At 30.4% G+C, this 13,175-nt stretch carries 10 protein-coding genes; 9 read left to right on the top strand and 1 reads right to left on the bottom strand.

The annotated features are described in order from the left end of the window. The first annotated feature begins 411 nt into the window (after positions 1 to 411). The 9 genes from RR409_RS09220 (at position 412) to RR409_RS09180 (ending at position 10,530) form a co-directional block, all read left to right on the top strand. Positions 412 to 1,245: a sulfurtransferase gene (locus RR409_RS09220; RefSeq protein ID WP_332557454.1), complete on the top strand. Its 834-nt coding sequence runs from the start codon at positions 412 to 414 to the stop codon at positions 1,243 to 1,245. 403 nt (positions 1,246 to 1,648) lie between these two features. Beyond that, on the top strand, positions 1,649 to 3,022 hold the full coding sequence (locus RR409_RS09215; protein WP_332557453.1) for an MATE family efflux transporter: 1,374 nt from the start codon (positions 1,649 to 1,651) through the stop codon (positions 3,020 to 3,022). Positions 3,023 to 3,115: 93 nt separating this feature from the next. Then, entirely contained in the window at positions 3,116 to 3,991 is an 876-nt protein-coding gene (locus tag RR409_RS09210) for a DMT family transporter (protein ID WP_332557452.1), read from the top strand. Positions 3,992 to 4,387: 396 nt separating this feature from the next. After that, the gene (locus tag RR409_RS09205) at positions 4,388 to 5,179 is read left to right on the top strand and encodes a hypothetical protein (protein ID WP_332557451.1); all 792 of its coding nucleotides are present in this window, start codon (positions 4,388 to 4,390) and stop codon (positions 5,177 to 5,179) included. A 285-nt stretch (positions 5,180 to 5,464) separates the two neighbouring features. Further along, positions 5,465 to 6,301 carry a hypothetical protein gene (locus tag RR409_RS09200; protein WP_332557450.1) on the top strand — a complete coding sequence of 279 codons (837 nt, stop codon included), beginning with the start codon at positions 5,465 to 5,467 and terminating at the stop codon, positions 6,299 to 6,301. Between the two features lie 124 nt (positions 6,302 to 6,425). After that, positions 6,426 to 7,064, top strand: a complete 639-nt coding sequence (locus RR409_RS09195; protein ID WP_332557449.1) for a DUF4489 domain-containing protein — start codon at positions 6,426 to 6,428, stop codon at positions 7,062 to 7,064. Between the two features lie 313 nt (positions 7,065 to 7,377). Further along, positions 7,378 to 8,214 (top strand): hypothetical protein, encoded by an 837-nt coding sequence (locus tag RR409_RS09190; protein WP_332557448.1) that lies wholly within the window; start codon positions 7,378 to 7,380, stop codon positions 8,212 to 8,214. 156 nt (positions 8,215 to 8,370) lie between these two features. After that, positions 8,371 to 9,000, top strand: coding sequence for a DUF4489 domain-containing protein (locus RR409_RS09185; RefSeq protein WP_332557447.1), 630 nt, complete (start codon positions 8,371 to 8,373; stop codon positions 8,998 to 9,000). A gap of 276 nt (positions 9,001 to 9,276) precedes the next feature. Next, positions 9,277 to 10,530 (top strand): hypothetical protein, encoded by a 1,254-nt coding sequence (locus tag RR409_RS09180; protein ID WP_332557446.1) that lies wholly within the window; start codon positions 9,277 to 9,279, stop codon positions 10,528 to 10,530. A gap of 76 nt (positions 10,531 to 10,606) precedes the next feature. Here the strand turns inward: RR409_RS09180 and RR409_RS09175 are convergent, their stop codons facing one another. Continuing rightward, positions 10,607 to 13,078: an ABC transporter substrate-binding protein gene (locus RR409_RS09175; RefSeq protein WP_332557445.1), complete on the bottom strand. Its 2,472-nt coding sequence runs from the start codon at positions 13,076 to 13,078 to the stop codon at positions 10,607 to 10,609. Between the last annotated feature and the right edge of the window lie 97 nt (positions 13,079 to 13,175).

The raw sequence follows: 13,175 nt of genomic DNA, 5'->3' as shown, positions 1-13,175 counted from the left end.
TAAAATCTAATAAGATGTGAAAGGGGTAGTAGAAAATCATAAAAAGTTTTCTACTACCCTTTGATTTTTTATTTAAAAAAATGCAAAGTTTGTTTTTTATCCTTATTACAATTTAAAGCGAGTAATACTGAAAATTTAGTAGCTTTATTTCAATTATATTTATTCTTACTAAATGAATTTACAGCTTTGAAGTTCCATAAGTTATAAAATTAAATGAGGGTAAGGAATATCAAGATGTAATATTATATTTAAAAAGTAGTCTTAAGATAAAACTTATGTATAGTCTCTAAAATCTGTTAAGGGCAATTTAATCAGTTTTTGTAGCTATTAACAATAGTATATTTTGGGTAATTATACTATTAAGATTATAGGTATTAGATTATAATATAAAATGTGAAAGGAGTGATTTCATTGAAAAATATAGTTGATGTAAAATGGTTAGATGAACACATAAATGATGATAATTTAGTTATAATTGATTGTAGATTTAGTCTTCAGGATCCCACTTATGGGGAAAAGGCGTTCAAAGAAGCTCATATTCCAAAGGCAATATCAGTAAATCTCGATAAAGACTTAGCTGGAAAGTCAGGAGAGCATGGTGGGAGACATCCTCTTCCTAACATGAAGGAATTTATTAAGTTTATCGAAAGCCTAGGAATTTCAAATAATACTATGATTTTAATCTATGATGATGGCGATTTAGCAGCTCCCTCAAGACTTTGGTGGATGCTTAAATATATTGGATTAGATAACGTGTACCTATTAGAAGGTGGAATTAAGTCTTGGATTGATTATGGTGGAGTAATTACTAGCCAGGAGCGCAAAGAAAATGGAAAAGGAAAAATAGAGGCAAATTTAAGAGAATATATGCAATGTTCAATAGACCATGTGAAACAAGCTTTAGGTAATAAAGATGTGGTGATTATTGACTCTAGAGCAAGAGATAGATACCTTGGTGTTGTGGAGCCAATGGATAAAAAAGCTGGCCACATACCAGGTGCTAAAAATTATGATTGGACTGGAAATTTTAAAGAAGGCAAGGTATTATCAATAGGGGAACTTGAAAAAAGGTTTGAAGAAATAAAGAATTATGATGAAGTAATAGTTCACTGTGGATCAGGAGTAACAGGTTGTGCCAATGTGCTTATTTTAGAAGAAATAGGAATTCCCTCAAAACTTTATGTAGGTAGTTGGAGTGATTGGTGTAGTTATGAAGAAAACCCAGTAGTTACTGAGGAAGAATAAAAAGGTATGCTGAATTTTAATTTCAGCATACCTTTCATACTTTAAATCATTTTTAGATAGGGAGATAAAGCAATGTACCTTTGATTCATTATTTTTAAACTTACGAGAAATGTGCTTCTATATAATACAAAAACTTTCTACTATGTAAAAACAATTTAATGGACAATCTCCATGAAACAAAATAAAATATACTTATGCAATAAATACTGTAATTAAAATATATAATCAAAATATCATTATTATAGGAGCAAAAATATAAGAATAGTGAAAAATATGCCATATTATGAAAAAGAAGCATTATCTGAATTACTTAACAGTTAAAACATCTAGAAGGTTAAACACTGGTTATGTTTTTCTTGAATATATGTGAATAATGGCAATTTAAGAACAAAGGAGATGAAACATGGAAAAAAGAATAAATTTAGTTGAAGGAAACATAGCTACAAGTCTTATTAAACTTGCAATTCCAATTATGGGAACTTCCTTTATACAAATGGCATACAACATGACAGATATGATCTGGATTGGAAGAATTGGTAGTAAGGCGGTGGCGGCTGTAGGGACTGCTGGTTTTTTCACCTGGCTTGCTATGGCTTTTATTATGATTTCTAAAATCGGAGCAGAGGTGAAGGTTGCTCAAAGCTTAGGAAGGAAGGATTATGATAAAACTAGAAGTTATATTGTGAGTTCACTACAGATAAACATAGTATTAGCTTTAGCTTATGGAATAGTAATATTTATATTTAGAAAGCCACTGTTGGACTTTTTCAAACTAGGGGATCCGGCTATAGTTAATATGGCAGAAATATACTTAGTAGTAATGATTTTAGGCATGGTATTTTACTTTATAAATCCAGTGTTTACATCAATTTTCAATGGTGCAGGAAATAGCAGAACACCCTTTATAATTAATTCTGTAGGTTTAGTTTTTAATATAGTTTTTGATCCAATATTGATATTAGGATATGGACCTTTTCCACGTATGGAAGTATTAGGTGCGGCTATTGCTACTGTTCTTGCACAAATGGTAGTAACCCTATGCTTTATTATTGTGATATTAAGAAGTAAAGAAGAATATTTAAAGTTTAATATATTTAGTAAGCCTAATAAGGAAGATATTATAACTATTTGCAAACTAGGACTTCCAGTTGGAGGACAAAGTGGGTTGTTTACCATATTCTCTATATTAATTGCTAGGGCAATTGCAAACTTTGGACCTATACCTATTGCAGTTCAAAAGGTAGGTTCTCAGATTGAGGCAATTTCTTGGATGACAGCAGGTGGATTTTCTACGGCGTTAGGTACATTTGTAGGACAAAATTATGGAGCTAAAAAATATCATAGAGTTATAGAGGGCTATAAGGCCACTATGGCAATGGCGATAATAGTTGGAATTTTGGCTACCTTACTTTTAACTTTAGGGGGAAGAGCAGTTTTCTCATTGTTTATACCAGAAGAAGAAGCTATTAAATATGGAATAGTATATTTAAAAATATTAGGTTATTCTCAATTATTTATGTGTATTGAAATTACTACTAGTGGAGCTTTCAATGGACTCGGAAGAACTATGACACCGTCTATCATAAGTATACTGTTTACAGGACTTAGAGTTCCAGCAGCATATCTTTTGGCTTCTGAAAGTCTCCTAGGGTTAAATGGAGTGTGGTGGAGCATTAGTATGAGCAGTGTTATTAAAGGAATTTTGCTAGTTGGAATTTTCGTTATACTTTTAAAAAGAAATAAACTATTTCAAGAAGACATAAACTTAGTAGCTTAATACTAGTGAGGGAAGTATAAGTGGAAATTTAAAACTATAGTGGTGGGTGGATTATCCTTTAAAAATGTGATAAAAATTGGGGGACTTTAAATTATGGAAAATAAAAAAATATATATGTTAATGGTTTTAGCCACATTTTTCTGGGCAGGTGCATTTATAGCAGGGAAGCTTTCAGTACCTTACATTCCACCTTTTACATTAACCTTTCTAAGATTTGTTTTTGCAACTATTATTCTTTTCTTTGTATTAAAAAAGCAAGGGAATGAATTTAAACTAAAGAAAGAGCACTATCCTACCTTTCTTTTTACTGGGATAGTAGGAATGTTTGGATACCATGTACTTTTCTTCTTAGCACTAAAATACACAACAGCTATAAATTCATCTATAATTGGTGCAACAAACCCAATAATAACAACAATTTTATCTATAATTTTTCTTAAGGATAAATTAACTAAAAAGCAAATAGCGGGAATTATACTATCCTTTACAGGAGTATTTCTTACTATAACAAATGCAGACATGGCTACAATAAGAAGTTTTACCTTTAATCAGGGAGATTTAATAATGATTGTTGCAGTGATAATGTGGGCATCGTACTCAGTTTATAGCAAAAAAGTTACAGGTAAGTTTTCACCAATGATATTAACTTATTATAGCTTTCTTTTCTGCACAATTTTTATAATACCTTTTGTTATTTATGAGAGGCCTTGGACTTTCCTAGGAAATGTTCCTTATTACTCTTTTATAGCTATAATGTATATGAGTATTTTTGCCTCTGTTATGGGATATTTAATTCAACAGATGGCTATTAAACAAATAGGTCCAAGCAAGACTTCTATATTTATAAATTTAGTACCCATATTTTCAATAATACTATCTGTACTAATACTAAATGAAGTATTACAACCAATAAAATTAGTAACAGCATTGTTGATAGTTTTAGGTGTTTATATATGTCAGAGATGCTAGGAAAACAAGTAAAAAACTCATATTATTTTGAAATGTGAAGTTGCAAAGGTAATCATAGCAAGAGTATATTTAAAAAAATATAAATTTAGAAAAGAACTCTGAAACTTGTTGATTAAATAAACTACGTGTTTACACAATTATACAGGAAGATTCAATAATGAATTTACAAATAACATGGTAACAAGATGTTGAAGCCACTATGCTCAGCATCTTATTTTTTTATAAGTTGATAAATTCTCATGGAAAAGTCTCTTATGATAATATGCAAGAGTTTTGTGAGAAATAGGTTCCATTTTCTTTATTAATGAATAATATGGTACTGTATAACATAACATTGACAGGAATTTGTTTTCATCTTAGGTATAGTTTGTAGTTAGTTAAAAGGAGGAACCGTGTATGTCACAGGAAAAGAAAATTAGTATTAACAATGAAAACAACCAACGCAACACAAACTGTGACTCAAAGGAATTAAATCACAGCATGGCAATAGAAAGAAGTAATGAGGTTGAAACTATCAAAGAAAGAGCAAATTCACTGATAACTAAAATTCCTATAGTATTATCAGAAGTTGAAATAGAGATAAGTATTGAAAAAGAATTTAAGTTAAAGAAGTCAGCAACATATGTAAAAACTATAGATAAACATACTGTTATAACCCAGTGTGATCTAATTCCACATACAGATAAACTCTTCGTTGAAGGATACGTTCAAAAGAGTATATGGTTCTATCATAATGAAATTTCAGATAAATCTACAACGGAAGGCAAATTAAAACATATTACATTAAACATTCCTTTTAAAGCTATTAATAGAGTTAAATTTCAAAATGAGCCAATCTATGGAGAAAATTATAAAAAGTCAATTACGGAAGGTTGCATAGGGGATAAAAAAAACCATATTACAGAAAATTCTTGGGTTTATTACAATAAGCCAGATGAAAGAATATATTGTGAATTAGAGGATATAAAGATTATGGAAACGGATACTTTTAATACTGAAGGTGATGACACAAAAGATTTACAAAGAGAACATCAGTTTAGAAATCTAGTGATAAAAATGGTAATTCAGATAGGGTTAAAGGTTTTCCAAAAGCAGTCAATAAATATCTCACAGTCAAGTGAATTTATGAAACTAGTACAAAGTATAATTGAAAATAATATGGAACATAAAGAATCAGAAATGAAATAGTAAAATATACTGGCTAATTATTTTCAAGTGATATAAAGAAAAAAGCTAATAAAAATATAAAGGAAGCTATAATAATTGTATTAGCTTCTTTTTCATTTTGTCGAAAAGAATTTTTCTAAAGTTGTTCTAAAATTTTATGACAAGCTGTAGCAATTCCTATCTAGTTGAATAAGATATTATTAGATATGAAACTTAAAATTAGAAAAACTCATAGATTAATAAATCAAATAACAAAGATTATCTTTAAGTTTCATGTACTTGAGATTAGAAAATGGAGATGAAATCGTGTTTAAGAATCATGCAACTTTTAATAATAGGAATTTTAATTGGGACGATTGCCCACCTGGAGTAGTTGACCCAGAAACCTTAAGTGAATGCAGTAACGAATACAATCATCCACTAGGCCAACCAGGACCATTGGTAGTTAAGGTTCCAGTAGTATTATCAGATGTAAAAGTTCAAGTAGATCTTGAAACTAATATTAGATTAGAACAACCTGCATTTGATATTAAGACTATTGACAAGAAAGTATGTATTACTCAATGTCATTTAGTACCATACACAAACAAACTATTCTTAGCAGGATATGTGCAAAAAAATATACAATATTCTACTGTAGAGGACACAGAAAATGGTACTAGCGTTAGTGGTCCAATAAGACACACAACTTTAAATGTTCCTTTTAGATGTGTAACAGCTGTTAAATTTGCTAGAAAACCAATATTCGGTAAGTATAACAAGATGAAATCAAATGTTATGGATGCCAACATGGTTTGTGGAGACACAGGAGAAGATTCATGGATGCACTTTAATGACTACTATGAGCCAATTTTCTGTGAAGTAGAATGGACCAAAATATTAGAAACAGACATTTACAACAGAAATATTGAAACTGAAGGAAACTTTAGCAATGAAAATCTATTCCAAGACTTTGTTGAAAAAATGGTAGTTTATATACGTCTTAAAGTATTACAAACACAACAAGTATTTGTTCCAGAGCCTGAATGTGAAGTTTATATGAAAAAAGAAGATGAAAATGAAGACTTTTGTGAAGAAATCGAAGTTGGATATATCCCTGGAAAAGGACTAGTAGGAAAAAGAGAAAAAAAATATGACTATTAGTTAGCCCTTAAATAATTTAAGACTTTGTACAATTTGATTAAATCTAGTTAATTAAGAAAGTAAGAGTTTACTCATTGAAATATATAGATTAAATAAATTAAATTTAAAAGGAGAGTTTTTTTAAATGAAACTAAACTATAATGGACCAGAAAAATATGAAGACAAAAAATATGATTGTTACAAATGTGAAGATAGACATGAAGATAAAAAATATGAAGATAAAAAATATGAAGAGAAAAAATGTGATTATCATCAACCATGCTGCGAAGAGCACAAGTATGCAAAATGCTATCCAATGAGTCCATGTCCATATGGAATTTTATTTGAATGTGCTCAAGGTACAATGGCTAAAATACAAGGTACTCCAGGAGTAACCATTCCTTTTACGCCAAGATCACTTGGTTGTGTATCTATAGACACAAGCTGCTTAAAAATGCCAGTAATAAAATTTGACTTTAATTGCGTAATACAGTTTAGATGGATTGCTGCACCAACAGTTCCAGCATTCATAACTTTTGGGTTATTCAAAGTTTGTGAAAATACTGGTGAAGAAATTCCTTGCGGAACATGGGATTATAGAATTAACTTTGTTGCGGCAGCAGAAGTTACAAATTCCTTCTGTTTCAGTCACTGTGAATGCAACAGCTGCCCAAGTTGCTGCACTTACTATGTAAAAATAGTTAATGCCGTTAATGCAAGTACTGACAATATACTTGATGTAATGAGCCCATCACTTTCAGTTATGGCTAAATCAAGCTGCTAATCAGTTTTAAATATATTAGGAAACCTTTAGGGGTTTCCTAATTAAATAGTGAATAGATTTAGTGCATTTAATGACTTTGGAAGGAAGTTTAACTCCTACCAAAGTTTATTTTATTCCTATGTAAAATTCTTTTGGTTTTTAATTTTTTATGGGTTAGTTCTGAAAAATTGAATAAACAGTTGAAAATTTTGCTGACAAGCAGTAGCAACTTTGATTTAACTGAATAATATAATATTAGATATGAAACTTCAAGATTTGATAAGTATCAACTTAAAGTTTCATGTACTGTAGATTAGAAAATGGAGATGAAATCGTGTTTAAGAATCATTCGACTTTTAATAATAGGAATTTTAATTGGGACGATTGCCCACCTGGAGTAGTTGATCCAGAAACCTTAAGTGAATGCAGTAACGAATATAATCATCCACTAGGCCAACCAGGACCATTGGTAGTTAAGGTTCCAGTTGTATTATCAGACGTAAAAGTTCAAGTAGATCTTGAAACAAATATTAGATTGGACCAAAATGCATTTGATATTAAAACTATTGATAAGAAAGTATGTATCACTCAATGTCATTTAGTACCATACACAAACAAATTATTCTTAGCAGGATATGTTCAAAAAAATATACAATATTCTACTGTAGAAGATACTGACAATGGTACAAGTGTTAGTGGTGCTATAAGACACACAACCCTAAATGTTCCTTTTAGATGCGTAACAGCTGTTAAATTTGCTAGAAAACCAATATTCGGTAAGTATAACAAGATAAAATCAAATGTTATAGATGCTAACATGGTTTGTGGAGACACAGGAGAAGATTCATGGATGCACTTTAATGACTATTATGAGCCAATCTTCTGTGAAGTAGAATGGACTAAGATTTATGAAACAGACATTTACAATAGAAATTATGAAACTGAAGGAAACTTTAGCAATGAAAATCTATTCCAAGACTTTGTTGAAAAAATGGTAGTTTATATACGTCTTAAAGTATTACAAACTCAACAAGTATTTATTGCAGAGCCTGAATGTGAAGTTTATATGAAAAAAGAAGATGAATATGAAGACTATTGTGAAGAAATCCAAGTTGGATATATCCCTGGAAAAGGATTAGTTGGAAAAAGAGAAAAAAAATATGACTATTAACTATTAGTTTAAAACTTTAAGACTTTGAAAAATTAAAATCATAAAAATTAAAACTAGTAAATTAGGATTGAAATTCAGTTAGTTAATGAATTCAGAGTTAACGGATAGAAATATATGAATCTAAATAAATTAAATTTTAAAAGGAGAGTTTTTTAGATGAAATTAAACTACAATGGACCAGAAAGACATGAAGACAAAAAATATGACTGTTACAAATGTGAAGATAGATATGAAGATAAAAAATATGACGATAGAAAATGCGATTATCATCAACCATGCTGTGAAGAGCATAAATACGCTAAATGCTATCCAATGAGCCCATGCCCATATGGGATATTATTTGAATGTGCTCAAGGTACAATGGCTAAGATACAAGGAACATCTGGAACACCAACAATTCCATTTATTCCAAGATCACTTGGTTGTGTATCTATAGACACAAGCTGCTTAAAAAGTCCAATAATAAAATTTGACTTTAATTGTATAATTGAGTTCAGATTGATTGGAACACCACCTGCAATTCCTGCATTCATAACCTTTGGATTATTTAAAGTTTGTGATAATAATGGTGAAGAAATACCATGTGGCACATGGGACTATAGAATTAACTTTGCAACTTTAGCAGAAATTACTAATTCCTTCTGTTTTAGTCACTGTGAATGCAATAGTTGCCCAGGTTGCTGCACTTACTATGTAAAAATCCTTAATGCTTTTAATGCAACTGCTGGTAATATATTAGACGTATTAAGTCCATCATTTTCAGTTATGGCTAAATCAAGCTGTTAATAGATTTAAATATACTCAGGGAACCCTTCGGGGTTTCCTTCTTAAGCAAATAAATTACACTATGTGCTTAAATGACTTTGGAAGGGGACTTTTCTCTAACCAAAGTTTATTTTATATAGTAGAACTTTCACATTAAAACACCTTAATTGTCTGAAGAATCTAAGTTAACTTATGAGTTTTTAACTATTAAAAGAAAATCAGACATGATACAAAGAGTTTTTTCAACTATTTCACCCTTTTAATATTTATAAAAAGCAATTATAAGGAGGACATGGTATGGCTGAAAATATTAATGTTATTTTAGAAAAGATACTAGAAAAAGTAGAGCCAGAAAAGCGAAACATTGCATTTCCAATTATTCTAAACATGTTAAGAAAAAAACTACAAAGTGATAAAAATATAGAGAAGAATATTTATGAAGAAGGTGAAGCAAAGGTAGATTTACAAGGCACCATTGATAAGGATACAACAGAATTATTGGAACAGGATATAAGTAATGAAGAACTACAAGAAAGTGATGAAATAAAAAACGGTCATAGCAATATCATTAGTGAAGATCAAGGTGTTATTCAGGAGGATATTATCGAAGAAGATATTAAATATTCCTTGAGTTATAATAACATAGTGGAAAATAAGGAAGAAAGAATTCCCTCACCAGTAGCAGAAATAAATGCAATTGTGGAAAAAAGTGATAGTTTAGATAACGAGAAAATCATAAAAGCAAGTGAGACAAAAAAGAATTCAGCTACTATAAAGCCAACAGTGCTTAGTTGCAAGGTAAATGCATATAATGTGACTTCCCTTCAAAATTGTATAAGTGAAGATATTGAAGATCCAATGACTATGGAGGCTGCAAAAGAACCAGCTATGATTAATGCTCCAGTGGTGTTATCTCAAGTAAACATGGAGGTGTTTATTGAAGCTATCACTAGGTTTCCAGAACCTATTTTTAGTATAGATGATTTAGATAAGAGTATGACTTTAACTTCATGTAAATTAATTCCAAAATCTAATAGATTATTTTTAGAAGGATTTATAGAGAAAAAAATAGAGTATTCTAATGTAGTAGATATAACTAAGAAAGAAATCAATGGAGATATTAAAAATTTAACTGTAAAGATTCCATTTAAATGTGCTACAGAAGTAACTTTTGCAAGAAAACCCCATAATACAAATTATTCATTAACACAGAGGATTGAAATTTTCAATTCTCAACACAAATTTGAGGTGGGAAATAAAACTGAGGAAAAAAGTTCTATAGAAACACAAGAGCTAGAAAATCAAGTTTATTGCAAATTAGAAGATATTGCGATATCAGAAAAAAGTAAAAAACTTGGAATTATAAAATTAGACAACACATTACCTAACGCATTCACCTTTAAAAAGATTAAAGAAAAAACTGTAGTAAGTTTTACTCTTAGCTTGTTACAAAATCAAGATGTTTTTATAGCTAATAAAGACCATATTGTTAAGAAAAATTGTGAGGATGGAAATATGGCATCAGAAACCCAAGGCCATGACAATAAATAAGAGTTAATAGAATATAATAAAAAAAGCTTAAGGGGGAAATTTAATTTTCCCTTAAGCTTTTTTTTATAAATTACAGTTAATTTATAATGATATCATCATATCTATAAGCACCCGTAACACTTTGTCTTAATCCAAGCACATTCTTTTTATGAACAAACGCTTTTTGTGGGTGATATAGGAATACCCATGGAGCTTCGTCAACAACTATATTTTGAATATCCTTATAAACTTCTTTTCTCTTCTCAGGATTAATAATTTCTCTAGCCTTATCTAATAAGTCCATAACTTTTTCATTATTGTATCTTACAAAGTTTGTAACATTTTCATATTTGAAAAGAGGTTGAAGGAAGTTATCTAAATCTCCAGTGTCTGCAATCCATCTACTGAAGAAAGCATCACATGTTTTTACTGCATTAGGAGTAAGATAATCACTAGCTGGACAAACTTTTATTTCACATTTGATACCTATAGCATTCAAATCCTCTATAATCATGTTAACAATTTTACCATTAGTTACATCTTTATCTGTATCACGGAAATTAACTTTAAGAGTTCTAGTTGAGATGCCAGCTTTTTGCAATAAAGATTTTGCTGCAGTTGGATTATATTCATAACCTTTTCCAGTAGCTCCGTTTAACATAGCTGGTGGAATAGGTCCCTTTGCAACTGCTCCAAGTCTTCCAATGAGTTCCTTTACAATTTTGTCTTTATTAATGGCTAAGTTAATTGCTCTTCTACCATCTATAGTATTTACAAGAGGGGAAGAGGATTCTAGATTTAAGCCAAAATAGTAAGTTCCTAATAGTCCTGCAATGTTAGTATCAAGTCCTGTTTTAGTTTTTATATTATCGATATCACTATTATTATCCACAATAATAAAATCATAAATTCCTTCAATAAATTTTTCAACTGAATTTGGATCATTGAAAGTTATATGAATTCTATCTATATAAGGTGAGCCTCCGTAATAGTCTTTAAAGGCATCTAGTATGCATTCATCATTATCAAATTTATTGATACTAAAAGCTCCACAACCTGTAATAGTGCCCTTTAATCCATCTTCCTTTGAGATTACCGAAGTAGCTGATTGACCTAGATTTAACAAGAAACCCATATAAGGGGATTCCAATTTTAAACTAACTCTATATCTGTCTAAAGCCTTAAGGCCTACAACAGAATTAGTTTTTCTTGACATAAATTCTTTTGCTCCATCAATAAAGTCAAGGTACCATGCGTTGCCGGCATTCAAAGCTGGACTTAAAAGTCTTTCAAAAGAATACACAACATCCTCTGCTGTAACTTCTTTACCACTATGAAACTTTGCTCCTTTTCTTAAGTTAAATATCCAAGTTAAACCATCTTCTTCAACGTACCAGCTTTTAGCTAGTCCAGGAAGTATTTCAGCCTCAGGAGTGAGGTTAATTAACCCGCTATGAACATTTGTAAGGACTTGATTTCCATCCATGTCAAAGCAATTAGCAGGATCTAAATTAAGTGGTTTACCAAGACTTGTACGTATAATTATATCTTCCTTTTGAGCACCATTATCTAACTCATTTAATAGTTCAGTAGTAAGGTCATCCATATTCATGGATATATTATGTAGTGCAGTTAAAGAAGCTTTTGTATAAGTAGTATTTAGTGAGGCATATTGAGCCATTTGCTCTAAATTGTCTGCAACCTTCGTCATGTCCTCAGTGGCACCCATAATTTTTTCTAGAATATTAGTTTGAGACGATGTGGCGTTACTTATTTCTTTTACCACTTCAGTAGTACTAGTTACAGCTTCTGTAATTTCGTTGAAAACTTCAAGGGTATTATAAGCAATTTCTCTACCCTCATTAACCTTATTGGAACTTGTATTCATTGCTTCTATTGTTTTAGCAACACTTTTATTAATCTCAAGTATATTTTTAGAAATGTGATCTGCAGATTCAGCACTCATTTCAGCTAGCTTTTTTACTTCTGTTGCAACTACTGTGAAACCTCTTCCAGCTTCTCCAGCCCTTGCAGCCTCAATTGCAGCATTTAAGGCTAAAAGATTAGTTTGTTTTGATATACTTTTAATGATTTCTAGCATATCATTAATTTGTGTAGCCTTTTGACTTAAATCGTTTACTAAATCACTAACATCTCCCACAGATTCTTTAATTTCATCCATAGCGTTTATGGATTTATGTACAGCTTCTGTTCCTTTTTTAGCAGTTGAAAGTGTATCTTCCGCAATAGTTCTAGTATTATCTGTGTTAGCCATTACCTCTTCTGCAAAGGCACTATACTCTCTAACACCATCAGATACTTCTTCTATAGAAGTCATTTGAACTTCTACTTGCTTTGCAATATCATTTATCATATTAATTAGATTTTCAGTAACACTTGTAGCATCTCCAACCTTTGTGACTATTTTTTTAGAAATGCAATGCTGATTATATTTTAATATTGCTAACTTATCACTTTTTGGATTAGTGGAAGTGACAGCAATACTAGGTGTAGGTTCTAAAGAACTTAAATTTTCAAGGGAATTAGATTTTTTCTTTTTTCCAAACATATTATACCTCCATAGAGCATTTATATATTTAAACAAAACATAATTGTTATAATTCATTTATGTTATCGACAAAATTTTCAATAACTGAATAGTAATG

The organism is Clostridium sp. (assembly GCF_036642255.1).
Lineage (GTDB): Bacteria > Bacillota > Clostridia > Clostridiales > Clostridiaceae > Clostridium_J.
The sequence above is the reverse complement of the archived record's forward strand: the minus strand, read 5'-3'. Positions and strand labels throughout refer to the sequence as shown.

What these genes read in the sequence shown, in the direction of transcription:
- RR409_RS09215 (WP_332557453.1), top strand. Translation starts at nt 1,649, where the DNA reads ATGGAAAAAAGAATAAATTTAGTTGAAGGAAACATAGCTACAAGTCTT.
- RR409_RS09210 (WP_332557452.1), top strand. Translation starts at nt 3,116, where the DNA reads ATGGAAAATAAAAAAATATATATGTTAATGGTTTTAGCCACATTTTTC.
- RR409_RS09205 (WP_332557451.1), top strand. Translation starts at nt 4,388, where the DNA reads ATGTCACAGGAAAAGAAAATTAGTATTAACAATGAAAACAACCAACGC.
- RR409_RS09195 (WP_332557449.1), top strand. Translation starts at nt 6,426, where the DNA reads ATGAAACTAAACTATAATGGACCAGAAAAATATGAAGACAAAAAATAT.
- RR409_RS09185 (WP_332557447.1), top strand. Translation starts at nt 8,371, where the DNA reads ATGAAATTAAACTACAATGGACCAGAAAGACATGAAGACAAAAAATAT.
- RR409_RS09180 (WP_332557446.1), top strand. Translation starts at nt 9,277, where the DNA reads ATGGCTGAAAATATTAATGTTATTTTAGAAAAGATACTAGAAAAAGTA.
- RR409_RS09175 (WP_332557445.1), bottom strand. Translation starts at nt 13,078, where the DNA reads ATGTTTGGAAAAAAGAAAAAATCTAATTCCCTTGAAAATTTAAGTTCT.